At 59.4% G+C, this 24,281-nt stretch carries 17 protein-coding genes and 1 tRNA gene; 7 read left to right on the forward strand and 11 right to left on the reverse strand.

Features of this window, described 5'->3' with window-relative positions; genetic code table 11:
- Positions 1 to 199: 199 nt before the first annotated feature.
- Positions 200 to 1,063 carry a class I SAM-dependent methyltransferase gene (locus tag HMPREF2562_RS10155; RefSeq protein ID WP_224783725.1) on the reverse strand — a complete coding sequence of 288 codons (864 nt, stop codon included), beginning with the start codon at positions 1,061 to 1,063 and terminating at the stop codon, positions 200 to 202.
- A 93-nt stretch (positions 1,064 to 1,156) separates the two neighbouring features.
- Between HMPREF2562_RS10155 and HMPREF2562_RS10160 the strand changes: the two genes are divergently transcribed.
- Positions 1,157 to 2,335, forward strand: coding sequence for a glycosyltransferase family 4 protein (locus HMPREF2562_RS10160; RefSeq protein ID WP_070549971.1), 1,179 nt, complete (start codon positions 1,157 to 1,159; stop codon positions 2,333 to 2,335).
- On the opposite strand, the gene HMPREF2562_RS10165 is transcribed toward HMPREF2562_RS10160, so the two are convergent.
- Together HMPREF2562_RS10165 and HMPREF2562_RS10170 are read right to left on the reverse strand one after the other, a co-directional pair.
- Positions 2,315 to 4,147 carry an MmpA family trehalose lipid delivery protein gene (locus tag HMPREF2562_RS10165; protein ID WP_070549972.1) on the reverse strand — a complete coding sequence of 611 codons (1,833 nt, stop codon included), beginning with the start codon at positions 4,145 to 4,147 and terminating at the stop codon, positions 2,315 to 2,317. The two genes, HMPREF2562_RS10160 and HMPREF2562_RS10165, sit on opposite strands and share 21 nt — an antisense overlap.
- Before the next feature lie 82 nt (positions 4,148 to 4,229).
- A complete protein-coding gene (locus tag HMPREF2562_RS10170) occupies positions 4,230 to 5,390 on the reverse strand; it encodes a cell envelope lipid trafficking protein PgfA (protein ID WP_048734381.1) in 1,161 nt (386 codons plus the stop codon).
- 196 nt (positions 5,391 to 5,586) lie between these two features.
- Between HMPREF2562_RS10170 and HMPREF2562_RS10175 the strand changes: the two genes are divergently transcribed.
- Positions 5,587 to 6,867, forward strand: a complete 1,281-nt coding sequence (locus HMPREF2562_RS10175) for an acyltransferase family protein (protein ID WP_049171762.1) — start codon at positions 5,587 to 5,589, stop codon at positions 6,865 to 6,867.
- Between the two features lie 6 nt (positions 6,868 to 6,873).
- Here the strand turns inward: HMPREF2562_RS10175 and HMPREF2562_RS10180 are convergent, their stop codons facing one another.
- The 3 genes from HMPREF2562_RS10180 to HMPREF2562_RS10190 form a co-directional block, all read right to left on the reverse strand.
- The gene (locus HMPREF2562_RS10180; protein WP_070549973.1) at positions 6,874 to 10,485 is read right to left on the reverse strand and encodes an alpha-(1->3)-arabinofuranosyltransferase domain-containing protein; all 3,612 of its coding nucleotides are present in this window, start codon (positions 10,483 to 10,485) and stop codon (positions 6,874 to 6,876) included.
- Positions 10,486 to 10,514: 29 nt separating this feature from the next.
- A complete protein-coding gene (locus tag HMPREF2562_RS10185) occupies positions 10,515 to 10,709 on the reverse strand; it encodes a DUF2613 domain-containing protein (protein ID WP_005510537.1) in 195 nt (64 codons plus the stop codon).
- Between the two features lie 196 nt (positions 10,710 to 10,905).
- A complete protein-coding gene (locus tag HMPREF2562_RS10190; protein WP_005510532.1) occupies positions 10,906 to 11,385 on the reverse strand; it encodes a universal stress protein in 480 nt (159 codons plus the stop codon).
- A gap of 184 nt (positions 11,386 to 11,569) precedes the next feature.
- Between HMPREF2562_RS10190 and HMPREF2562_RS10195 the strand changes: the two genes are divergently transcribed.
- Genes HMPREF2562_RS10195 through HMPREF2562_RS10205 form a run of 3 tightly spaced genes read left to right on the forward strand, consistent with a single transcriptional unit; the run spans position 11,570 to position 14,765 of the window.
- The gene (locus HMPREF2562_RS10195; RefSeq protein WP_083295732.1) at positions 11,570 to 12,901 is read left to right on the forward strand and encodes an MFS transporter; all 1,332 of its coding nucleotides are present in this window, start codon (positions 11,570 to 11,572) and stop codon (positions 12,899 to 12,901) included.
- Positions 12,902 to 12,957: 56 nt separating this feature from the next.
- Entirely contained in the window at positions 12,958 to 14,127 is a 1,170-nt protein-coding gene (locus HMPREF2562_RS10200) for a sensor histidine kinase (protein WP_049171757.1), read from the forward strand.
- Positions 14,124 to 14,765: a response regulator transcription factor gene (locus tag HMPREF2562_RS10205; protein WP_070549974.1), complete on the forward strand. Its 642-nt coding sequence runs from the start codon at positions 14,124 to 14,126 to the stop codon at positions 14,763 to 14,765. The genes HMPREF2562_RS10200 and HMPREF2562_RS10205 overlap by 4 nt, the downstream gene beginning before the upstream one ends.
- A 121-nt stretch (positions 14,766 to 14,886) precedes the next feature.
- Here the strand turns inward: HMPREF2562_RS10205 and HMPREF2562_RS10210 are convergent, their stop codons facing one another.
- Positions 14,887 to 17,277, reverse strand: coding sequence for an MMPL family transporter (locus tag HMPREF2562_RS10210; protein ID WP_049171753.1), 2,391 nt, complete (start codon positions 17,275 to 17,277; stop codon positions 14,887 to 14,889).
- Positions 17,278 to 17,450: 173 nt separating this feature from the next.
- Positions 17,451 to 17,521: transfer RNA gene (locus HMPREF2562_RS10215), tRNA-Gly, on the reverse strand.
- 266 nt (positions 17,522 to 17,787) lie between these two features.
- Between HMPREF2562_RS10215 and dcd the strand changes: the two genes are divergently transcribed.
- Positions 17,788 to 18,369 (forward strand): dCTP deaminase, encoded by a 582-nt coding sequence (dcd, locus tag HMPREF2562_RS10220; protein ID WP_005511764.1) that lies wholly within the window; start codon positions 17,788 to 17,790, stop codon positions 18,367 to 18,369.
- Between the two features lie 201 nt (positions 18,370 to 18,570).
- Entirely contained in the window at positions 18,571 to 19,953 is a 1,383-nt protein-coding gene (locus tag HMPREF2562_RS10225) for a UDP-glucose dehydrogenase family protein (protein ID WP_049171751.1), read from the forward strand.
- On the opposite strand, the gene HMPREF2562_RS10230 is transcribed toward HMPREF2562_RS10225, so the two are convergent.
- From HMPREF2562_RS10230 to HMPREF2562_RS10240, 3 genes are all read right to left on the reverse strand, one after another.
- On the reverse strand, positions 19,950 to 21,389 hold the full coding sequence (locus tag HMPREF2562_RS10230) for a YibE/F family protein (RefSeq protein ID WP_070549975.1): 1,440 nt from the start codon (positions 21,387 to 21,389) through the stop codon (positions 19,950 to 19,952). The genes HMPREF2562_RS10225 and HMPREF2562_RS10230 overlap by 4 nt on opposite strands.
- Positions 21,390 to 21,933: 544 nt before the next feature.
- Positions 21,934 to 23,304, reverse strand: coding sequence for a pyridoxal phosphate-dependent aminotransferase (locus tag HMPREF2562_RS10235; RefSeq protein WP_370449407.1), 1,371 nt, complete (start codon positions 23,302 to 23,304; stop codon positions 21,934 to 21,936).
- A 148-nt stretch (positions 23,305 to 23,452) separates the two neighbouring features.
- Positions 23,453 to 23,989: a YceI family protein gene (locus HMPREF2562_RS10240; RefSeq protein ID WP_016421578.1), complete on the reverse strand. Its 537-nt coding sequence runs from the start codon at positions 23,987 to 23,989 to the stop codon at positions 23,453 to 23,455.
- Between the last annotated feature and the right edge of the window lie 292 nt (positions 23,990 to 24,281).

Below are 24,281 nucleotides of genomic sequence, written 5' to 3' on the forward strand. Positions count from 1 at the left end.
CTTCTCCGCACACGCGGAGGTATTTCCAAGGTCAAAGGCGTGTACCGTGGCAGCGCGCTCTCTTCTCCGCACACGCGGAGGTATTTCCCGAGCAAGTGGGATATAAGCCTCGCCGCCGGTCACTTCTCCGCACACGCGGAGGTAGTTCTCAGGTACCAAGCGTCAAGCGCGGCACCCACCTTGTGGCTCAGCCTCACCCCTACCGCTTCCGCAGCACCAACACCAGGTTCGACACCGCGAACTCGCGCAGCACCGGCACGTGCACCATCCACCAGGCCCACCACGGGTGGTAGCGCGGGAAAGCGGCCAGCAGCTCGCAGTCGCCGGCCTCCGCGGCAGCGCGCGCCCACTTCAATCCTTCACCGCAACCGACCTTGAACAGGGACTCGCCAAAGTAGTTCTTTGGTCGCTTGCCGTGCTTCTTCTCATACATGCGCCGCGCGCGGTCGCCACCCAGGTAATGCGTCATCCCCATCTCGTGGCCGCCGAACGGGCCGTACCAAATGGTGTACGAGTAAACGACCAGTCCGCCCGGCTTGGTTACACGCAGCATTTCCTCGCCCATCGTCCATGGCTCGGGCACGTGCTCGGCGACATTCGACGAGTACGTCAGGTCAAACGCGTCATCGCGAAACGGCAGTTCCAGCCCCGATCCGCGTACCGACGACTCCAGCTTGATACCCGCCGCCGCCATCTCGCCCACATCGGGTTCGCAGGTGTAATATTCCACGCCACGCTGGGCAAATGCTCGGCCAAAGTACCCGGGGCCGCCGCCGACATCAAGAATGCGCTTGCCGCGCAGTGCGGTATTCGTCGTAACGCTTGACGACGCGCCCGTTGTCTCCCCGGTGTCCGCCGACCCCGCCGCACCATCCGCCCCAGCTGCGATGCCTTCTAGGAGACCGATGGTGTCCTCGGCCAGGTGCCCGTAGAAGATATCGGGATCGGTTTGCTCGTATTTGAAGTCGTTGAGCAGCCCGAATGAGCGCGACAGCGTAGCAAAGCTGCGCAGCTCTTTCAGAGCGGGCGGGACGATAAAAGCGGGAAAGCGAAAGCTGGTCACGTCAAACAATCTAATGGACTGGTTGGGTTTGGGAGTATGGATTTGAGCTAAAGCGGCAACGAAAGCCGCGCCGAGCGTTAGGCTCATATTGTTATGAAAATCTTACTGTTGTGTTGGCGCGACACCGGCCATCCCGAAGGTGGAGGTAGTGAGCGCTATTTGGAGCGCGTCGCAGGTTACCTTGCCGACCAAGGCCATACTGTGGTGTTCCGCACGGCCAACTACCCAGGCGCACCAGCCCTTTCGCGTCGTGATGGCGTGACTTTCTCCCGCGCTGGTGGAAACTTCTCCGTCTACGTGCGATCCTGGACCGCGATGCTGGGTGCGCGATTTGGCGTGGGCCCAATTGCCAAGGTGCTCGGCGGCAAGCCGGATGTCGTGGTCGATACCCAAAATGGCGTCCCCTTTTTCGCTCGGATATTCTCCGGCGCGCCGACGGTGCTGCTGACACATCACTGCCACCGTGAGCAGTGGCCAGTGGCAGGGCCGATTATCAGCAAGCTGGGGTGGTTCATCGAATCGCGGTTGTCGCCGATGATTCACCGCCGCTGCCGCTACATCACCGTTTCCGAGCCAAGTGCCGCTGAACTGGTAGAACTCGGAGTGTCGCCGGGGCGCATCGCGGTAATCCGCAATGGTGTGGACCCGATTCCGGAGGAGTTGCAGTCGACCGAAATCATGGCGGACCTATCCGAGTGCGACGGTCCAGCACCGCATTTGGTGACGCTGTCGCGATTGGTTCCGCATAAGCAGATTGAGCACGCCATCGATGTGCTTGCAGATCTTGTACAAGATCGTCCAGGTGCGATTCTCGATGTTATTGGCTCGGGATGGTGGCACGACAACCTGGTGGAATATGCCCGTGACAAGGGCGTTTCGGACCACGTGGTATTCCACGGGCAGGTCACCGAGGCGGATAAACACCGCATCCTCTCCAAGGCGTGTCTGCACCTGATGCCTTCGCGCAAGGAGGGCTGGGGGCTCGCCGTCATCGAATCGGCGCAGCACGGCGTGCCGACGGTCGGTTACCGTTCCTCGGCGGGCTTGCGCGATTCGGTCAACGACGGTGAAACTGGCCTGCTGGCCAGCGATGAAGCGGACCTAATTACCAAGACGCGACAGATTCTCGATAACGGTGAACTGCATCGCGCAATGTCCAAGGCCTGCGTCGCCCGTGCCGCGGAATTTGGCTGGGACAAGACCGGTGAGGCAGTTCTGAATGTCTTGGAAAACCCAACACTGGACAAGCTGCTACCTGCGGCGGGGCAGTAGCGCTTCCATTACTCCAGTCAGTAGTCCCGCCAGCAGCCCAGCGAGTAGGCAAAGAGTCCAGATTCCAAAGGCTGTCCACGCAGCTGCATAGGCCCCCTGGCTTGGTTGTGTGGCCGGCTCGATTACACCGGGGACATGGTATAGCTGCAGGTCAGGTGTTTCATAGACGGGGTCTAACGCTGCCACAATGTCAGCGGAGTCGCCGAAGTTGCCGGGCGAATTCTCCACTAGGACCCAGCCAACGCCTTGGTCTCGAAGACTCTGGAGCGCAGACTCAAGCTCCTCGTGTCTCTTCGCACCACCGAGCAGCGTGCGCTCAACGGTTGTGGCTCCCTCGCCAGACACCGACTGCCCAGAGACAATCAGTTCGCCGGAGCTCACCACCGGAGCGGGCAAAATCTTCGTAGCCGGGTCGAGGACAGGACGCCCATTAATAATGCGGTAAGAACCGGCAGGTAGAACCGCAACGCGATCGTCGTCAAGCGCGACCACACCGGAAACCGCCGACCATCCTTCCCATGACGGAATGGGGCGGAGTGGAGCGACATCGGCGGGCAGCGTGGGGACAGCGGCGATGATGATGAGCGCGCTGACGCCAGTAGCCAACCACTGGCCGATGTTGGCGGTGGTCCCGCGAGCGCGGCGTGCCAGGTATTCCGCACCGCTTGCGGCGAGGATGACATAGGCGGGGACGGCGAGCGCGATCCACTTTTGCGTATCACGAAGCAGGCCCGCGCCCGGGATGTGCTCCAGCGCCCAACCCATCATCAAAATGCCCGGCGTTGTTGCGGCGAGAGCGACGAGCATGATGGCCGTGGCGCCAGTGATAATCAGCCCCCGCCAGCGCTCTTGCGAATGCCAGGCACGACGGAATCCCAGACCCATAAGCACCAGGAGTGCCAGCACCATAATCGCCGAAAAACCAACCTCGCGCGTCAGTGGCACAGCCTGCTTATTCCAGATGCCACCCAATCCCAACAGGCTGCCGAGCGTGCCGACGTGTGCCTCTGCTCTGGCCGCAAATGCGGCAGCGCCAGCCGCATCGGAGGACCCAGCTGCACTCGGGTTCAGCAAAGATGCCACTAGCCACGGTGAACTGACCGCTACTGTTGTGGCCACAATCCAAGCGCGGTCGCGGTTATTGCGAGCGGTAACAATGCCGGTGATACCAGCCAAAAGGGCACCGGTCGGCGTGAGACCCGCAGCGGCAATTGCGCTGGTGCGCCACAAGGCACTACCCATCTGCGTTGCCAGAACAACTGCCGGAAGCAGCAATACGGCGATGACCAGTGACCACTGTCCCTGGAGCAAACGCTCGACCACAAACGGGTTCCAGAGCAGCATCGTCGGTGCAATCAGCTGGCTGGCCAAGCTCGGAGTCATGGGTACAAGGCCCGCACCGGATGCGCTACTGGTGCCCGAGCCGTGGCGAGTGAACCTGCGGGCGAGCTCAGCAGCTGCAAGACCACCAATCAAACAGGCGCCCACCATGCCGAAGCGCACCCAATGGCTGGCATCCACAAAGTAGCCCAGTGCCCACAGTGCGGTGTCCTGCGGAACAGCTCGTGCCGCAGCGGGGCCGAGTCCCAGGGCTGCGTCGGTAAGCGGTGGGTGATTGGGGATGACCATGTCGCGCAGCAGAAACATCGGTGCCCCAAAGCGACCATCGGCCGGGGCCTTGTGGGGCACAAAGAGCGGCCAGCACACGGCAGCGGTCAGCAGGAGAATCCACGACAACACAAAAACCCAGGCGACTCGCTCCGAATGAGAGCGAGCCGACTGGGTCAGAGTAGTGCGGAAACGTTGTGTCACGTGCCCTATATTAAATTATTTTTCGCTTTCCTCAGTGAAACTTAGGGTAAGCGAGAGCCTTGAGGCACCGTAGTTCGGCGTCTTAGGCAGACTTGCTGCGAACACGGAAGCCAATCACGATGAGAACCAGGCCGAGGATACCGAGGATCCACGGTGCGACAGTGCCACCGATAGTCAGCGACTTACGGGCTTCCTTAGCACGGTCCATCTGGCGGCCCTTGGAGCCTTCGTCCCACTGAGCGGTGTACTTCATCGCGGTACGGTTCTGCTCCTTGGCTTCCTTTTCACGGCCAGCCTTGGAAGCAATTTCTTCAGCTTCCTTGTCGTCCTTGGCGTAGAACATGAACATCTCTTCAGTACCGTTGACGATCACGCCAGAAGTCGGCTCGACGCGGACAGTACGGACGTTGGTGTAGTAACGATCCAGCTCGACGTCGTCGTCACCCTCCAGACCCCACTTGTGAGCCGGGAAGCTCAGGCGCATGGAAGCCAGCGAGGACTTGTCAGCCTCGGTGAGCTTGCGGCCGTCGCGAGTGAAGTGCTCGGTCAGGGACTCGTAGAGGTTCTGCGGCGGAATGGTCATGGAGTACTTGTAAACCTTGACGCCATCCTGAGTTTCCTCACCGACGAAGTCAATCTCGAAGTTACGCATCGCCTGGACGTCGTAGTACGGGTAGGACTTCTTCTCAGCACCAAACGGGAACTGGTACTGGATGCCCGGACGGGTGAACGTCGGCGGCTTGGTGTCCGAACCACCCTGCGGTGCGTTAATAGCAACGCTGGAGATCGGGTCATCTACCGGGTACGCAGTGCTGCGGTCGACGGTGATGCGGTCGAGGGTCGCATTGATGAGGTTCTTCGGCTCTTCGCGGTCATCGCGCAGCAGAGTGGTACCGACCTGGAGAGTTGCAATCTTGTCGTCAGCCGGCTCCTCGATCTCAACGTGGCGCTTCGACTGCATCGGAGTCTTGTCGTTGATGAAGCAGTGGACCGGGAGATCGCGCTTCTCTTCGTCCGTCTCTGCCTTGCAGCGCGGGTCATTCTTGCGGTTTGGCGTTGGCTCATTCTTGCCCAGCTGGCTGGAGTCCAACAGAGTGCCGTCGCGCACCTCCGTGATGGTATCGCTCACAGTGTCAAGTGGGATGACCCGGAGGCGAGGCACCAGGAAGGTTGGCAGAAGGACGGCAATGACAATCAATGCAGCACCGATGATAATCAGTGCATGTCCGAGAGTTCTCTTCATCAGTGGATAGTCCTTTAACTGTACGTAACTTTCTGCTGCAAAACCTAGCAGGAAGTTAGGAGTTATGTGGTGTGTTTTTTAAAAATAACTTGTCGGGAAAACAAAAGAGTTTTGGAAAAACCGGCCTGAACAGGACTTATTTCATAATAAAATACAAGTGATTTTACTCATTCCGGTATCCGTGTAAGAAAGTACTATGACGTCCAAGGCATATGCGGCAGCGCCAAACGCTGGGCAAGACACAGTGTCGAGCTCTGTGCCGAACTCTACGCCGAACACTGTATCCAGCTCGGGATCCAGCACTGCATCGAGCTCTGCCACCACATTCCGCCCAGGCTTCCTGCCTTCGCTGGAGGGCCTGCGAGCTGTGGCTTCGATGGGCATCATCGGCACGCACGTCGCATTCCAGACCGGGCATGATGTGGGAGCCCTGTGGGAGCGCATCCTCGGCCGCTTCGACTTCTTCGTGGCCGTATTCTTCGTGCTGTCCGGATTCCTGTTGTGGCGTTCTCACCGCTCGGGTTACGGCGGAATTCCCCGTCGTAAAGCATTGTCCGATGCCGACGGCGGACGGAAGAAGAGCTGGGCGAAGTACTACAAGAAGCGCGTCGCGCGCATTATGCCCGCGTACTGGGTGCTAGTGCTTATTGTGCTCATCGCACTGCCGGTGGGGCGCGGCGCGGATCTCAAGATTTGGCTAACAAATCTGACGCTGACACAGGTGTATTTCTCCGGCTCGCTGCACGGTGGGTTGACGCACCTGTGGTCGTTGTCGGTGGAGGTCGCGTTCTACATCTCGCTGCCGCTGTTTGCCATTGGGCTTAGCCGGTTGGACCCGCATCGCCAGCAGGGGCGCCGCATAGTGGCAATTTCCCTGCTTGCGATCTTGAGCTTCGGCTGGCCCTACCTGCCACTGCCGTACCCAGAAGGCGTTAACCCGCATATTCAGCCGATTGCCTACTTTTCCTGGTTCGCAGCTGGCATGATTCTCGCCGAGCTGGAATCGCTCCAGGGCGTCGATACCGATGCCGCCCGCGCGAAGGTGGAGACCATGCAGCGCTGGGCACGCCGCCGTTCGCTGTGGCTGGCGATCGCCGTTGGTGCGCTGGTTCTGGCTTCCTACCTGGGTCCCGAAGGGCTAGTCGAGCTCACCAACTGGGAATTCACCCGCCGCCTGCTGTGCGGTCTGGTCTTCGGTGCCGCCATCATCGGCCCCTGGACGATAGCGCCGGAGTCTCGCTTCCTTGAACACCCCATCATGCAGGCGCTAGGGCGCTGGTCGTACGGTATCTTCCTCTGGCACGTGGCGATGCTCTCCATTGCATTCCCGCTGCTTGGCGTGAAGCTGTTCACCGGACATCTGCTCAGTGTCACCATTGTCACGGTCGCACTGTCGATTCCGGTGGCCGCCGCCTCCTACGCGCTCGTCGAGGAACCTGCCCGCCGCTTCTTCGCACGCGTCTGGGTCAACCGCTAACGGCTTTTAATCAGCGGTGTTGTCGGTGTCGCTAGCATCTCTGTCGGTGTCGTCATCAGCACCGCCACCGGAAAGCATCGAGCAGCACGCCACGATTGTCAGCGCCGCCGTCAGCAGTAACTGAAGCGGCCAGCCGGCACCGGCGTAGTCATCCTTTGGCCATGGGTTCGCCGCCAGCACCAAGCCCGCAATCGACATCATCGCAGCAAGCGCCACAATTAGTGCATTTCGCACGTTCAGCCATGGCTTGACGACGTCCCCACGCTTCCGTGCCCAGAAAACCGCACCAAGGGTAGCGGCAACCACCACGAGGGCAACGACCACGCCAGGCCAGCTGGATACCAGGGTCACTGTCGCGGCAGCCGCAATGCCAAAAGCCGCCCGCGGCAAGTCATTGCCCAGCGAAGATGCGGAAATCGGGGCGGTGAGAGCGAATCGTCGCCAAGCGAAAGCCAGCCCCACAGCGACCAGTGCGTACACAGCTGCGAGTGCGCCGCCTGCGAGGATTCCAGTACGCCAGGTCTGCTGCGGTGGATAGGTCAGCTCGACTGCACCACCAATTCCAGCCGGAATCGTCCAACCCTGCTGCCAACCAGAGACCGTTACCGGCTTCATGGCGGCACCTCCGACACGAAGTTCGTGGCCAGCATTGACAGAGATTGGCAGCCACACGATGCGATCGTGGTCGGCAGCCTCAATGGGATTGTTCAGGTCGATTGGCGTGGCTTTCTGCTGCTCAGCTGACGGTGCGAAGTAGTCAGTCGAGGTGAGCGATACCCAATCGGACTTGGCATCGATGCGCCATGGCCCCGGCGAGAGCTCAATCTCTTCACCACAGGTCAGCCCGCGGTGATCAGAACCGTCACCGCGCTGGAGGCTGGCCCACGGGTCTCCGATGCTGCTGCGGCAGGTATCAGCATCGACCTTCACCTTTACCGGCTTCGGAACGGTGAACAGGCGCACCAGCGTGCCCTCGTGAATCTCCTGGCCAAAGACCCAACGCTGAGCCAGCGACGAGGAATTCGGTACCACCGGGACACGAACCGGCGTGAGGTCCTCCGCTATATCCTCGGCGGAAAGCTCCGCTTCTTCATCGGAATCGGGGTTGCTGGATTCGAATGCGTCGAAGCCAGTGTCCCGCTTTGGAATCACCAGTCCTAGCTCGGAGATAGCAAACCCCACAGGAGCAATCTTTGCTGTGATGAGCACAGATGTGGTCTTGCCGCCGGGCAGCGGAATGCGGGTCGTCTCACCCGGGACCAACTGTACGGAGCTGGAAGCTGTATCGGTCTGGATGCGCAGTTGCGCCGGAACGCGAGCACCGGTCAGGCTGAGCACTGCGTTATCGGTCGGTTCCTTCCACGACAGCTTGACCCACTCAGCCTGACTCTTGCCCGCCAGGGGTTCCCACCAGGTGGAGGTGTCGCCGTCGAGCATTGCGTTGACCGAGTGGTCAGCCGATGCACCACCGACGTTGTATGGCTCAGAGGCCGACGATGAAACCTCAATTGTGGCGCGACCCGTTGCTGTCTGCGTCAGTGGCAGTCCCGCGACGGGGTAGTCCGGAACGAGGTTGCGGACATATGAGTCCTCGTCTTCGGCCAGGATTGCCGACTCCGCTCCGACGACTTCACCATAGTTGCGGCCGCGGCGTGCGGGAGTGTCGGTGACAGTGCCGGCGTTCTTACCAGACAGGATGCGCACCGGGGCATCGGAATCGACCTCATCAAGCCGCGGGAGCACTTCAGGACCACCGGCGACCAGCGGTACCTGTGTAGTGTCCACCAACCGCGGCGAAAGGGCCCGATTGCGCAGCTCCTTCGGGCCCGCGCCCCAGATCTGGATAGCGGTATGGCCGTCCTCGTCCGTGAACTCCGCCACCTTTTCCATGGTCGGGGAGTCCTGCAGCGTGGAGGTGATGGCACGCAGTGAATCGCCCCTCGAGGTAACTCTCAAGTCGTGGCGGACCAGCACATAGCCGATGCCATTGTTGCGCAGGGTGGCATCCAGCGCCGGTACCTCACGGCCCCGAGTCAGCGAATTGCGCAGACCATCGAGGCCGCGAATCGCCTCTGGGGGCACTAGTGGCACGGTATCGCGGACGGCCCAGGGCACGTCGGCAAGCGGCTGGAGCGGTTCGTCGCGAGTATTGCCCCATGTCTGATCAGCAAACGGAGATGACGGCATCACCAGCGTGCGGGTGTCCTCGCCCTGCTCATTCAGCCAGTCGGCAGCTTCGTGCCAGTAGCCCGGAACCTCGGAAAAACCGCCTGCCGGAGCGAGGCGGGCGCTCCACGCAGGGGCGGTGGCACTGGCGATAACCACCAGAACCAGCATCGATGCGATAGCGCGCGGGTGCTTCTCAGGGTGCAGCCACTGCTGCCAGCCAGTGGCTGCTGAATCGCTCGCCGGCTCGTTCTTGTGCTCGTTCGCCGACTCTCGCCACGGCCATGGCAGCTGGGCTGTCGCATGAGCGAAGCCGATAACAAGTGGCAGGCGCACAATTGTGTCGAATTTGTGCAGGTTGCGTACTGCTGCGAGCGTGGAATCGAGCACCTCTCGAGCCGATTCCCACACCAGCCCGAATGGCTCCGTCCAGGCCGCCACGATGACAAGCCCGATGAGCAGCATCATCAGCCACATCCGACGCAGCGGCAGTGAGCGCATGACCAAGCCAAGCAGACCAATCGCCGCCACAGCCAGAGTGGCGTAAATGAGGATGGGCTCCGCGACCAGCGCATTTCCGCCGACTCGCTCGAAAGAGACAAACGGGGTCCACGAAGTGGAGCCGCGGAGTGTCTCGCCGAGACTCAACCAACGAGTGGTCACGCCGGAGGACTCGATGTAGTCCGTAAACGGTGGCGAGTACTTGCCCAGCAGTAGTAGCGGCACGATCCACCACATGCTGACCGCTGCACACGCAGCCAGCCAACCGCCGAGCATCGCCCACGCACGCCCGCGGCGAGGCCCCGTAAAAGCGAAGAAGAGCAGCATCAGACCTGCGGGGATGCAAGCCGCAGCTGTACTGACCGCATTGACCGCGCCAGTGCACAGTACCGCTAGACCGGACAGCAATACGGCACGGGCAGTCGCACGCCAGGGCAGTTCCTCGCGCCGGGCCGCGACCCGCAGGAGCGGAAGCAGAATCCACGGTGCCAGCGCTACGGGCCAGGTCTCGGACGAAATCGCGCCCAACGTCGTAATCACCCGCGGCGACAACGAGTACAACAACGCCGCCAGTACGCGAGAGGTATGCGTGCCGACGCTTATAGCTTCAGCCACGCGATATGCGCCGGTAAAAGCCAAGCAGAGAGTAAGACTCCACCACAGCGCCTGGATGATCCAGCCGGGCGCTAGGACATCGGGCAGCAAGCTGAACAGCGCGAAGAATGTGCCCTGTGGAAAGAGATAGCCATATGCCTGGTTTTGGAGCTGTCCCAGTGGCATGGTGTCTGACCACATGTTGAGCGAGGCGGACAAAAACCCGATGGGGTCTTCTGTCAGGTCGTGCTTTGTGTCAGCGACAGTCTTGCCGGGGGACTGGATGAATGCCAGCAGGCACAGCAAAACCCACCAAGGTACAAGCACGCGCTTACGCGCTCGAACAAAGGTGGGCATAGCGTTAAAGGAGGGTTAGCGTTAAGGGCTTAACGCTGACCGTACTCGACACCGCCAAGCAGAGCGTCATCGGTGGAAACAGCCTGTGCTTCCGGAATTCGGTCTTCGGTCAGAGCCTGGCCGATGCCGAAGATAGCGGCACCACCGAGAAGGGCGCCAATGAGCGCCGAGGCCAGGGCAGGGCCAACGCTACGACGCTGCTCGGAATCAGTTTCGTATGCCATGTTGAGGACTCCTCGTGTGCATTAAGTCAATACTGTTTTTAAAACTACACTCTGTGACTTCTGTAAACCAGTGGAACAGCTGGGAATCTCTCCCTGCCTTGAACTTTGGGTGGTTTCAGCGGTCATTGAGTTTTCTTAGTTGAGAGATTAACCCATTTTCTATCAGCTAAGTAAGTTTTTAAAAATTTTCTAGAAATTATTCCTTTTCCCCCGGAACGACGAGGACCGGGCGGCCAGCATTCTTCAGCAACGCGTCAGAGGTCGAGGCGGTAAACAGACCACGCAAGCCAGTCACACCACGAGTGCCGGAGATAATCACGCCCGCATCGAGGTCGTGAGCTGCATCGACGATGGCCGACCAGATAGTAGTTTCAGTCTCTACCAAGTAGGGCTCCGCGACGAAGCCGGCCTCAGCGGCAATCTGCACACCTTCACGGCAAATACGGACGGCCTCGTCGTGAGCGGGATCGCCGTCTTCAGTAGTGGCGTCCCAGTCGGGCTGCATCATGCCAGAGGCGCCAGCAGTGCGTGCTGCAGCACGCTGTAGAGGCTCCCAGGCCGTCAGAATGTAGGCCTTCTTAACGCGCAGCAGTTTTCCGGCGTAGGCCAGCGCCCGCTTGGCTTCGTCGGAGCCGTCATAGGCAATGAGCATGGAATCAGAAATCGGTTCAACCATTTTCAGTTCAATCCTTACGTCAGAGATAGCCGAAAGACTGTCAATAGATACAGAAAAAGAGATGTCGCTGTAGTCCAGGATAGGACAACAGCGACATCGAGTACGTCAATCTTTAAAGCTACTCCGAACGAGCGGCTTGAATCAGATAGAGAGTCATTAACAGGAAGCGGTAACGTCCATTGTTATGGCAGCAGAACAAAATCCAGGGCAACCTCAACCAAAAGCTTCTGGGGCCTCGAAGAATGTCATCGCGCTCAGCGTTCCCGTTCTTGTTATCGCCGTAATCGTTGCGGCGCTGAACTTGCGCCCGAGTATTGCGTCGATTGGTCCGGTGCTCGATCAGCTCCTCTCCGACCTCGGCGCATCCTCCGCCTTTGGTGGTCTGATTACGGCCATTCCGGGGCTCGCGTTTTTCGCGATTGGGTTGTCCGCGGTGTCCGTCGGCAAGCGGATGGGCTTAAGCGGCGCGCTTACACTGTCTGCGACGTTGCTATTCGTCGGCCTTGCGGTGCGCCCGTGGGTGAGCAGCATCTGGCTATTCCTGTTGTTTACCGCGTTGTCGGTTGCGGGCATTGCACTGGGAAATGTGCTGCTACCTGCGTGGATTAAGGTGCACGGCGGTCGCCAAACGGTCGTGCTGATGATGCTGTACTCCAGCATGCTTGCCCTCGGCGGTGGACTGGGGCCGGCGACGGCATTTTTGATTAGCGATTCTCCCGAGACATCTGCAGGTGGTATCGAAATGTGGCGCTGGGCGCTTGCCGCATGGGCAATCACCGCCCTGGTGCAGCTCGTCGTGTGGTTGCCGCTGTGTGCACGCATCGGATTCGACTACCCGAAGGCGCCGGTCAGTGCCTCGGCAAGCACACCAATCTGGAAGTCACCGACAGCCATTGCGCTGGCAGTTTTCTTCGGCGTGCAGTCGATGAACGCCTACGTGCTCATGGGCTGGATGCCGAAAATGCTTATCGACGCAGGCATCAGCGTAAACATAGCCACTGCAGCGTCCATGATTGTTCAAGGGTTGGGCATCATCGGCGGACTGCTGATGCCGCCGCTGATTACACGGCTCCGCACCATGTCCTACGTCGCCTTTGGTCTCGGCTGCCTTTTCTTCCTCGGGTATGCGTTGATGATTCTGATCGACCAGCGGGGAGCGGCGGAAACTGGTGTGGGGTACGCCATTGGCGCTGCATTCCTGCTGGGTGTAGGTGGTTTTTGTTTCCCCATGGCCATCGCGCTGATTCCGGGCCGCACGCGCAGCCATGAGCTGACCGCGCGACTGTCCGGCTTCGTGCAGCCAATCGGCTACATTTTCTCCGCAGTCGGGCCATTCCTGGTGGGTGTGGCCGCTGGAACGACGGAAGCGTGGACGCCGATTCTGGTCGTGCTGCTTGGCACCACGGTGGTGCTAGCAGTGCTTGGGTTGATTGTCGGTCGGCCAACGTACATTGATGACGAACTGGCCGATCGAGGTATCGGCGAAAAGAAGCCGGGACGTATTCAGCTCGACTGAATTTAGGGGAGTTAGCTCCACTGTATTTGGACACGGGCCAACTTAGCTTTGAACCTATGACAAAGAAAACGAATTTAATCGCGCTGGCCTGGAGTTTTATTCTCGGACTGCTGTTCATTCCGGGATTGATTGTCTCCGCTTTTCTTCTGCCCTGGATTCCGCTCATTGGCCGCGGTGCCGATTGGCTCTCCCGCTGGGCAGCATCGTGGTCCGGCACCCCAATCGCCAACCGCGTGACCAATCGCTGGTTCGACATCCGCAACTTCGTCAACCTGCTTGTCCAGTTGGCCATTGGCTTTGTCACCTTCATAGCGTGGGTCGGCGGCGGGTTCACTGTTGGTGTACTTTTTGGCGCACCATTCCTGGTTGATGAAGTGGAGTTTTTCAGCTGGACTCTGACAGACCCCACACAGAAAATCGGTGTTGCCTGGGTTTTCGCCATCGTCTTTTTGGTGCTGACCATCGCCATCAACCTCGGTGCCGGCCTGCTGTCCATTTGGCTCTCCCGCGTCATCCTCGCACCATCCAGCGAGGAAGTCAGCCAGTCCCGCGATGTGCTCATTGACTCCTTCTCAGGCGAGCGCCGTCGCATTGAGCGCGAGCTTCACGACGGTCCGCAGCAGCACCTGACCGCCTTGAAGCTCAACATTGCCGCTGCTCGCATGGGTAAGACTGAGGAAAAGGTAGCCGAGGCACTCTCCGCCGCCGACCGCAATGCAACGCAGGCTCTTGCGCAGCTGCGCTCCGTGGTGCTTGGCATTGCCCCGCCAGTGCTTTTCGAAAATGGCCTAGTCGCAGCAGTAGAGGAATTGGCAGCGCACTCTGGCATGGAGGTTTCTGTTCGTGAGGACGGTGTCTCCGACTTCGGCCCGATTGATGAAACCACAGCGCTGCTCGCTTACCACTGCGCAGCGGAGGGGCTGACCAACGCCACCAAGCATGGCCATGCCGATCGAGCTGATATCACTCTCGCGGTTCAGGCTCCGAAGAAGGCGCTCGTGTCCCATCTGGGTACGCTTACGGTCACTGTGCACGACAATGGCGAAGGCCTGGAAAAACCATCGAGTGCGGACGCTGTAGACGTCGTAAAGCATGACAGTGGAACCGGCATTGCGGGCCTGCGCGAACGGGCGGCGGCGCTCGGTGGAACCGTGGAACTCACCAACGCCGACGGTGGAGCCCAATTGCTGCTGGAACTGCCGATTCGCCAAGGAAGGACGCGATGAAAGTACTGCTGGCAGAGGACTCCGTACTCTTGCGCGAGGGGCTGACCGGCCTGCTGCGGGCGCTGGGGCACGAGGTTGTCGCCGTCGGCGATGCAGATCAGCTGCTCGCCACCGCCGAAGAGCAGGCGTTCGATGTCATCGTCACCGATGTCCGGATGCCGCCGAACATGCGTGACGACGGACTGCTCGCGGTTTCCACACTTCGCAAGGACAACCCCGACCAGCCGGTTGTGGTGCTCAGCCAATACGTGGCGGCCAGCTACCTGGATCGCCTGCTGCAGCATAGTGGCTTTGGGTACCTGCTTAAGGAACGCGTCTCGGATGTCGACCACTTCGTTGCGGCGCTGGAAGAAGTGCGTGGTGGCGGTACCGTGGTCGATTCTGAAGTGGTTGCGACGCTACTGGCCGCAAAGCAGGACGGCATCGCCGAGCTGACTCCACGTGAGCGCGAAGTGCTCGACCTGATGGCGCAGGGACTCAGTAATAAGGAAATAGAAAAACGCCTGGTACTAACCGCAGGCGCTGTGAGTAAACATGTGGCGAATGTGTTCTTGAAGCTCGGCTTCCAACCGGAAGATAACAACCGTCGTGTCAAAGCAGTATTGCGGTGGCTGAGATATACCGCGCCATCGACTTAGGCTTTGCCGTTGTCTTTGGTATAAACCGTGCCCGCGCAAAAGCCCCGCACGTAGGCAAAAGCCCCGCACCGACTCCTCCGAAACTGGAGTCGAGGCGGGGCTTATGGCTGTCTAGCTGGTGCTACTTGGCTTCAGTAGCTACCTCAGTTGTAGTGGTCACCTCAGCATTTCCGAACTGCTTATTGAGGTTCTCACCCTCCACATCCACGGATGGGAGGATCTTGTCCAACCAGCGCGGAATCTTCCAGGCGCGCTCGCCGAGCAGGAACATCATGGCCGGGATGAATGTCATGCGGACGATGAAGGCATCGAAGAGAACTGCGGCTGCCAGGGCAAAGCCCATGACCTTAATGAACGGTTCATCCATCAGGATGAAGGCGGCGAACACCGAAATCATAATCAGTGCCGCAGCGGTGACCACGCGAGCACCGTGTTTGAAACCGTTGGACGTTGCATTAGCAGCTGTCTTGCCGTGCGCCCAGCCCTCACGCATACGGGTAACCAGGAACACCTGGTAGTCCATGGCCAGGCCGAAGACGATACCAATCAGCATGATCGGCAGGAAGGAAATCAGCGGCTGCGGGTCATCGATGATGCCCAGGGCGCCCTCCTGCCACAGAGCCACCGTGACACCAAAGGTTGCGGCCACAGACAGTGCGAAGCCGAGAGCTGCCACCAGTGGTACCCAGATGGAGCGGAAGACGAGCATCAACAGCAGGAAGGCCAGGACCAGCACGATGCCGATGTAGGGCAACAGCACGTCGGAAAGCCGCTGCGAGATGTCCTCGTACATGGGCGAAACACCGGTGATGGAGTAGCGGGCGCCCGTGTCCTCGTTGTACTTGTCCTCTGTATCGCGGATGGACTGCAGCAGGTCAGCAGCGCGGTCATCGGTCGCGCTGTACGCCGGGGTGATTAGAACCTGGGCGGCATCACCGAGATCGCTCGGATCCTGCGGATTGCCATTGGTGGCGATGACCTGAGCATTTACCACACCATCGACGCTCTGCAGCTCCGTCAGGGCAGCCATCATGGCGTTCTGCTTTTCCGGTGCGGCGAGATCCTTGTAGTCCACCAGCGCAATCATCGGGGAGTTGCGGCCGGGGCCGAAAGCGTCTTCGGTCATTTCGTAGGCCGTGCGGTTAGGAGTGCCCTTGGCCATCATGCCGTCAGAAGGCATGGCCAAACGGAGGTTGGTAGCCGGGATGGCCAGCAGGATTAGGACAACTGCCGTGCCCAGGACGAACGCCAGCGGACGCTTGCGCACGATGCGGACCCACTTCAGGCCCATGGTCGGGGTGTCGTTCTCCGGGTCCGGTGCCTTCACAAATGGCGCGCGACCGGCGAAAACCTTGGTGCCGAACAGGCCGAGAATAGCCGGCAGCAACGTGATGGCAACGAGCACCGCCATAGCGACGGTAAATGCTGCGGCCAGCGCCATTGCGGTCAGGAACGGGATGTTGATGATCGACAGTGCCGCAAGAGCAATCAGCACGGTGAGGCCTGCGAATACCACTGCGGAACCAGCCTTGCCGACGGCCAGGCCCGCCAGATGTGCACGCTCCTCGCGTGGGATTTTCTTGAGCTCGGCGGCCAGTTCCTTCGGCTCAAGGTTCGAGCCATCGACGTGTGCAACCAGCTCGTTGCGGAAGCGAGCCACGATAAACAGCGCGTAGTCGATGCCGACAGCCAGACCAATCATCGACGCCAGCGTCGGTGTCATGGTGGAGATGGTGTCGGTGAAAGCGGTGGCGGCGAAGATGCCCGCCATGCCAATTCCCAGGCCGATGACAGCCGACAGCAGCGGCAGTCCAGCGGCGACGAAGCTTCCGAAGGCAACAATGAGCACGATTGCGGCCACGATGATGCCGATAATCTCCGCAGTGGCGGAAATCTCGCTCATTTGGAACGCGTTACCGGACCAGGCGACGTTCAGATCGCCCTTGTGCTTTTCGACGGTTTCCGTGAACGCATCCCGGACTCCACTTTCGATATCCATGCTGGTCGCAGCATCGAAAGTCACGGAAATGGTGCCGGTGGTCTTATCGGCACTCAGTGGGGAGACGGCCTCCAGGTTCGAATTGATCTGCTCCTCAGGGAATCCCTGAGCTTGCATTGCCGGGATGGCCTGCTGCTTCATCCCCTCAGCCGCCATGATGGGCGGGACAATTTCTTCGGTCTTCGTCAGCCCTTCGGTGCTCCGCATTGCGGCGACGAGCTCATCGACCTCGCCTGCAATAGCTGGGTCCTCGAGGGTCTTGCCTTCTGGAGCTTGAATGACCACAGTGCCCGTGGGTGCGCTTAGCTGATCTTCATCGGTGGCAAAGCGCTGCTGAATCTCTTCTTGAGTTTCAACTGACTCAAGGCCGGGAAAGGTGAAGTTCTCAGACGTGCCGCTGTACAGCGTTGCCGTCGCGGTACCCATGCCCGCGATGAGCAGCAGCCATACAATGAGGAATCGCCAGCGGTGAAGATAAGCGGATCTACCGATTTTGTACAAAAAGGAAGCCATAGCAGTAACACTTACATGATTTCAGAAGTAGTTTCTAATGGGTTTGTGCTGTGCAAGAGTGTTACTCGGATGTGCTAATCGGAGTTGTTTGGTTGTTGTGGTACCGCGGGATGTAGCTGAAAACAGCGGAAACAAAAATGAGGCTCAGCTTGACGCTGAGCCTCATTGGGCGGAGCCGATGACGGGAATCGAACCCGCGCCGCCTGCTTGGGAAGCAGGAGTTCTACCATTGAACTACATCGGCACACAGTAGGCGGAATGATTAAAAGCACGCCACGGGATTGGCACAGTAGGTGTGGCATGCAGGCAATCAGTCGCCCTCTGTAACTTCAATGTAGCACTCTCGATTCGTGTCGAAAAAATTGGTCTTGAAGACCCCTCTGTCCGTCTTTTCGGGTTAATCGCTGATCTCCTTGTAGGACCTTATCCAGTCCTTCCCGGGGGATTCAGTGCGGGCATATCCTGTAACCCGCACACGCTGTGTATTACAGAGCGGTTAAGCTGGTCTATGTGTTGCTCTCAGATCGTGATATTCGTGCCGCTATCGATGCCGAAGGCTCCGGCCATCTCGGCATTGATCCTTTTGACCCGAAGATGATTCAGCCTTCGTCCATCGACGTGCGTCTGGACAAGTTCTTCCGAGTTTTTAACAACTCGCAGTACACGCACATCGATCCGAAGTTGCCGCAGGAAGAACTGACGTCCCCGCACGAGGTTCCAGAAGGGCAGCCCTTCATTCTTCACCCGGGCGAATTCGTCCTGGCATCGACCTTGGAGTACTTCACTATTCCTCCGCACCTAGCAGGCCGCCTGGAAGGTAAGTCTTCGCTGGGGCGTCTGGGCCTGGCAACGCACTCGACCGCCGGCTTTATTGACCCAGGGTTTTCAGGCCACATCACGCTGGAGCTATCCAATGTGGCGAACTTGCCTATCGCACTGTGGCCGAACATGAAGGTCGGCCAGCTGGCACTGTTCAAGATGTCCTCGCCGGCAGAGGTGCCTTACGGTTCCGGCAAGCTCGGTTCGAAGTATCAGGGGCAGCGCGGCCCGACGCCGTCGCGTGCGTACCTGAACTTCCGCGATGAGGAATAAGGCACCTGAAACTCGGGATATGAACTCGGAATATAAATGAATTGTGAATAGCCCCGAGTGAATTCTCGGTGAAGAAATGGAAACAATTGTTCAATAAAGAGTTTTCGCAGGTGAAAAGCCTAAATATGGGCCTTTAGTTCACACCATTTAAGGGTTAAATCGGCTTGATGGCCGTTTATCTTTCGATAAATAATAGCCCTTATGCGTATTACGGTTATTGGTACGGGTTACCTAGGCGCCACTCATGCCGCGGCGATGGCGGAGTTAGGCCACGAGGTTCTCGGCGTAGATGTTGATCCCGCCAAGATTGAGGCATTGTCCGCAGGCCAAGTTCCTTTCTTTGAGCCTGGCTTGCCCGAACTGCTAAAGAAGCACGTTGAGTCGGGGCGACTACGTTTCACCACTAACTACGACGAAGCCGTTGAATTTGCGAACGTCCACTTCGTAGGTGTCGGAACTCCGCAGGTTAAGGGCTCGTACGCCGCCGATGTTCGCTATGTGGACGCCGCCATTACCGAATTGGCTAAGCGCGTCGTCGGCAAGCATTTAGTGTTTGGTAAGTCCACTGTGCCCGTCGGTACCGCACCGCGCCTGCAGGAGCTGGCTGCGAAAATGATTGGTGAGCGCGCCGAAGCCGGTGATGAGCAGTTGAAGAACACCAGCCTCGAAATCGCCTGGAACCCGGAGTTCCTGCGCGAGGGCTTCGCGGTAAAGGACACCCTGGAGCCGGACCGTGTGGTGCTGGGCACCCAGAAGCCGGGCATGATCCTCAATGGTGCGGGTCAGGAGGTCGAATCGATTGCCGAGGCCAGTTTGCGCGAGTGCTTCGGCCCTATCTTCGAGCGCGAGACTCCGCTTATCGTCGCGGACACCGCCACCGCAGAGCTGGTGAAGGTGTCGGCAAACGCATTCCTCGCCACCAAGATTTCCTTCATCAACGCGGTCTCCGAAATCTGTGAGGTCACAGGTGCGGATATCACTACGCTTGCCGACGCTATCGGTATGGACGCCCGAATTGGCCGCCGCTTCCTCAACGCGGGTCTGGGCTTCGGCGGCGGTTGCCTGCCGAAGGATATCCGCGCATTCATGGCCCGCGCCGGTGAGCTGGGCGTTGACCAGGCGCTGACCTTCTTGCGCGAGGTCGATGCAATTAACATGCGTCGCCGTGAAAAGACCGTTGACCTGGTGCGCGCCAGCTTCGGCGGCTCGCTGCTCGGCCATACCGTGACGGTGCTGGGTGCGGCCTTCAAGCCGAACTCTGACGATGTGCGTGACTCCCCGGCGCTGTCGATTGCCGGTTCGCTGTCTCTGGCGGGCGCTTCGGTGATTGTTTATGACCCGCAGGCCATGGAGAACGCCAAGAAGAATTTCCCGACCTTGGAGTATGCACCGAGCATCGAAGCAGCTCTGGAAGGCTCGGAGATGGTTGTCGTCGCCACCGAGTGGCAGCAGTTCCGCGACATCGACCCGGTGGCTGCGAAGAAGCTGGTCAAGCGCGCAGCGGTGCTCGACGGCCGCAACTGCCTGCCAGCAGATCAGTGGCGTGCCGCAGGCTGGGATGTCACCTGCCTCGGCCGCGGCTAAATGCTAGCTGCCCTCGAGCGCTTCGGAAACTTCATACCCTCCGGGGCCACGGTATAGGCGGCGATGAGGGTGGTAATCGGCACTGCGAGTACCAAAGCCACCGCACCGATGGTGGAACGCAGCAGCTCTGTGGCCACGACATCGGAGGTCAACGACTGCATCAGCGGCCGGTCGGAGACGCTTAACAAAATCGATAGCGGCAGTGCGGTGCCGAGGTACGCCAGTACCAGTGTGTAGACCATCGACGCGATGTGATCGCGACCGACGCGCATTGCCGAGCGGAAGACCTCCATAGGGCGCGACCGCGGAGCTGCTTCGTAAAGCTCCTGGACGGTCGATGCCTGGGCGATGGTGACGTCGTTAAGCACGCCCAACGCGCCGATGATGAATCCCGCCAGAAGCAGACCTGTGACGGAGACGTCAGGCAGGTAAAGCTGAATGAGCAGGTTGTCCTCGTTGCCGAGACCACGTAGCTGCGACGTGGAGATAGCGAGGTTGGCCAGGCCCGCCGCCAGTACCATCGTGGTGAGTGTTCCCGCCAGTGCGGAAGCTGACTTCCAATTGATGCCATGAACGAGGAAGAGCACTGGGAAGAGAATCGCCGCGCCCGCCGTGATGGCTAAGGCCACAGGATCGCCGCCGCGTAGCAGTGCCGGAACCAGGAATCCCATCACTGCGGCCAGCGTGATGCCAAGACCAATGAGGCTCAAGACTCCGCGAGTCATGCCGACGAGGATGATGAGCAGCACCGCTGCGCCGAGCCACAACCAGATCGTCGTGGTGCGATCCATGTCCAGGAAGGTGTAGGTGTTGCCGATGCTAGCGGTGTCGACAACCTGATGAGGTGCGAGGTCGACGACATTAGTGTCGGCCGCGGGAGCAGGAGCTGCGGGGGCAGCGGGGGCAGCGGGGGCTTCTGCACCGGATTCAGGTGCTGGTTCCTGCTCCGGGGCTGGAGCTGGTGCCGGAGCCTCTGCATCAGGAGCAGGCTCACCCTCTGCGCCCTCAGGGGCAGGCGCGGGAACAACGCCGGGAGCCGGTGTCATCAACCCCGGATCCGGCACGGCACCATTGTCGACAGCTCCGGTACCGGCCGCGTTTGGACGGTGAATTGCCAGGACGACCTTGTCGCCCTCCGCCAGCTCGATTTCTCCGGGCAGGCCGGATGCCTCCAGAAGCGTCTTCTTGCCCTCGTCTGGGCCCGAGGTCAGCTCAATGACCGAGAGCTGGCATTTCGGCGCCGCGGGGTCATTGAGGGAGGCCGCCAGTCCTGGCCGCGGCTGGTCATCGAAGACGCGTCCGTTGTCAGGCGAATTGCACGCGCCGACGCTGTGCTTTACGACGGTTCCCTTAACCGTCTCTGCAGCTGACGTCTGTGACTGCAGGAATCCCGGCCCTGGGCTCGGAGCTTCACCCGATGGCCAGAGACCAATCACTGCGAGGAAAGTGGCAATACCAGCAACTGTGAGAGCTGTGGCCAGTAAGCGACGTGCTCTTGTGGGGTTGTGCCGCGGTTTCTTTGGTTTTGGTTTGGCTTGTGCAGGTTCGTTTTGCCGTACCGGTGCTGGTTTTGAATGTGCGGCTGGTTCTGCATGTCGTGCTGGGGCAGCCGAGGTTGCAGAGTTGGGTTGATTCGCGGTATTGACAGCCCGGAACCGGCCGGTAGGGGAGCCGCTGTTCGAGTTCTTCAGTACGTCGAGATGCGCACCTATGTCGGAACCCGGAGCAACGCGAAAAGGTTGCTGGTTGTCAGAGTTCATTGAATCTTTTGAGTGCCTGCCCACCCTTAATAACCTAATCGCTGCACCAGCACCGGAAGGCGTACCGCCATTCCGGCGTGCCGGGCCGTGGTCATTAGCGCTATGGCCCACCTATCGATGCAATGCTCACTCATCGATGCGCTCCAGTGTGTCCATAAGTGAATAGCGCATCGATATGTGAGAAGGGCAGAACCAATAGCGTGCGCAACCCTAAGTACTGCTATTGCTTGTAGCTGACCAGGAAGTTGCCCAGGCGCTCGATAGCTTCCTTCAGGTCGCGTGCCCATGGCAGGGTGACAATCCGGAAGTGATCCGGCGTCGGGTAGTTGAAGCCAGAGCCGCCGACCATCAGGATCTTCTCTTCACGCAGGATGTCGAGCATCAGCTTCTCGTCATCGTGAATTTCGTAGACGTTCGGATCCAGCTTCGGGAATGCGTACATGGCGCCCATCGGCTTTACACAGCTCACGCCTGGAATTGAGGTCAGTCCCTCGTAGGCGACATTGCGCTGCTCCAGAAGGCGACCGCCTGGCAAGATCAAGTCCTCGATGGACTGGTAGCCGCCAAGTGCCACCTGAATGCCGTGTTGAGCAGGGACATTCGGGCATAGACGGGTGCTGGCCAGCAAGTTGATGCCCTCGATAAAGCCCTCTGCGTGGCGCTTCGGGCCAGTCAGCACCATCCAGCCAGCGCGGTAGCCGGCCACACGGTAGGTCTTGGACAGGCCGTTGAAGGTGATACAGAGCAAATCCGGGGCCAAGGAGGCAGTGGAAATGTGCTCTGCATCGTCGTAGAGGATGCGGTCGTAGATTTCGTCGGAAAGCAGCAGGAGTGAGTGCTCACGAGCGATATCGACGATGGCTTCGAGTGTCTGGCGTGTGTAGACCGCGCCGGTCGGATTGTTCGGGTTGATGATGACAATCGCCTTCGTGCGATCCGTCACCTTCGAGCGAATGTCTTCGACATCCGGGGCCCAGTTATTCTCCTCATCGCACGTGTAGTGGACGGCCTTGCCGCCGGCGAGGGTGGTTGCTGCAGTCCAGAGCGGGTAATCCGGAGCTGGAATGAGGACCTCATCGCCCTCGTTGAGCAGCGCCTGCGTGGTGATGGAAATCAGCTCGGAGACGCCGTTGCCCAGCCAGACGTCGTTGACGTCGAAACGGGGGAAGTCCGGGTCCATCTCATAGCGCGTGACGACGGCACGGCGTGCGGAGTAAATACCCTTGGACTCGGAGTAGCCCTGTGCGTGGGGGAGGGCGCGGACCATGTCCTGCACGATGGTGTCAGGTGCATCAAAGCCGAACTTTGCCGGATTGCCGGTGTTGAGCATCATGATGCGGTGGCCGTCGGCCTCCATCTGTTCGGCGAGAGTAGTCACCGGACCGCGAATGTCGTAGAGGACGTTCTGCAGCTTGGAGGATTGGTCCAGTGTCTTCAGTGGAGTGCGGCGAGGTGCCCTGATGTTTCCACGACGGGCGGCAACACGGGCAGCACGGGACTGCTCGGCCTGAGCGGCCTGCGCAGCCTGAGCGTCCTGCGTTGTCTCGTTGGTGGTTTCGGTGCCCTGGGAAGTGTCTTTACTGGAACTCACCTGTCTAAGCATGCCACTTTTTTGCTCCCGCACCATGCTTTTCTCACAGCGGGGGCAGATTAATTGCACATTGATTGCGCAAAAGCGCCCTGCATGAGGATGCAGGACGCTTTACTGGGGTGCGGGCAGCTGGGGTTCTGGCTGCTAGTTACTGCTTAACTGCGGAGCCGTCGATCTGCAGGGAAATCTCGTTGCCAAGGAGCAGGCCGCCAGTCTTAATAGGAGCGTTGTAATCGATGCCGAAATCGGTGCGGTCAATCTTGGTGGCTGCCTCGAAGCCAACGCGAGTCTGACCCCATGGGTCTTCAGCGGAGCCGAAAATGTCGACATCCAGGGTGACCGGCTTGGTGATGCCGTTGATGGTTAGGTCGCCGGTAACGGTGGCCTTTTCTTCGCTCTGGAGCTCGATAGCGGTGGAAACGAATTCGAAGGTTGGGTTTTCGTCGGTGCCGAAGAAGTCCTTCGAGCGCAGGTGGTTGTCGCGCTCTTCATTGTTGGTGTTGATGGAGTTCGCCTGAATGGTCGCCTTTGCCGTGGAATTCTCCGGCTTGTCGGCATCAAAATTAATAACGGACTCAAACTCAGTGAACTGACCGTGGACCTTAGTGATCATTGCGTGACGAACGGTGAATCCAACGGTGGAGTGCTGTGCATCAAGAACGTAGTTGCCAGACTGAAGAGCCATAGTGAATCTCCTAAAAGTTAAAAGTATCTCGAATGTTTCGAAGTATTTTTGTCCGCCGGAACCAACTTCCGGTGTTGACGTGTCAACGATAACTCTAGATGTGATGATGTGTCAACAAAGGTCAAAGAAAATGCCGAATATTTTTTAGAAGCGCACATCCGGTCGGGCGATCGGTTCGGGGTTTTGTCATGGCTGGGCGAGGCTCCTTTGGTTGGAGGCGGTTCATATGGAGTCGTTTTAAGTGCTTATGCCCAGCATAACAGGCGTTGACATGTCAACAACTGCTATTTAG

This window comes from Corynebacterium sp. HMSC077G07 (assembly GCF_001809225.1).
Taxonomy (GTDB): domain Bacteria; phylum Actinomycetota; class Actinomycetes; order Mycobacteriales; family Mycobacteriaceae; genus Corynebacterium; species Corynebacterium jeikeium_D.

Coding starts and splice junctions, on each gene's coding strand:
- HMPREF2562_RS10160 (WP_070549971.1), top strand. CDS start 1,157: ATGAAAATCTTACTGTTGTGTTGGCGCGACACCGGCCATCCCGAAGGT.
- HMPREF2562_RS10170 (WP_048734381.1), bottom strand. CDS start 5,390: ATGAAGAGAACTCTCGGACATGCACTGATTATCATCGGTGCTGCATTG.
- HMPREF2562_RS10175 (WP_049171762.1), top strand. CDS start 5,587: ATGACGTCCAAGGCATATGCGGCAGCGCCAAACGCTGGGCAAGACACA.
- HMPREF2562_RS10180 (WP_070549973.1), bottom strand. CDS start 10,485: ATGCCCACCTTTGTTCGAGCGCGTAAGCGCGTGCTTGTACCTTGGTGG.
- HMPREF2562_RS10185 (WP_005510537.1), bottom strand. CDS start 10,709: ATGGCATACGAAACTGATTCCGAGCAGCGTCGTAGCGTTGGCCCTGCC.
- HMPREF2562_RS10190 (WP_005510532.1), bottom strand. CDS start 11,385: ATGGTTGAACCGATTTCTGATTCCATGCTCATTGCCTATGACGGCTCC.
- HMPREF2562_RS10195 (WP_083295732.1), top strand. CDS start 11,570: ATGGCAGCAGAACAAAATCCAGGGCAACCTCAACCAAAAGCTTCTGGG.
- HMPREF2562_RS10200 (WP_049171757.1), top strand. CDS start 12,958: ATGACAAAGAAAACGAATTTAATCGCGCTGGCCTGGAGTTTTATTCTC.
- HMPREF2562_RS10205 (WP_070549974.1), top strand. CDS start 14,124: ATGAAAGTACTGCTGGCAGAGGACTCCGTACTCTTGCGCGAGGGGCTG.
- HMPREF2562_RS10210 (WP_049171753.1), bottom strand. CDS start 17,277: ATGGCTTCCTTTTTGTACAAAATCGGTAGATCCGCTTATCTTCACCGC.
- HMPREF2562_RS10225 (WP_049171751.1), top strand. CDS start 18,571: ATGCGTATTACGGTTATTGGTACGGGTTACCTAGGCGCCACTCATGCC.
- HMPREF2562_RS10240 (WP_016421578.1), bottom strand. CDS start 23,989: ATGGCTCTTCAGTCTGGCAACTACGTTCTTGATGCACAGCACTCCACC.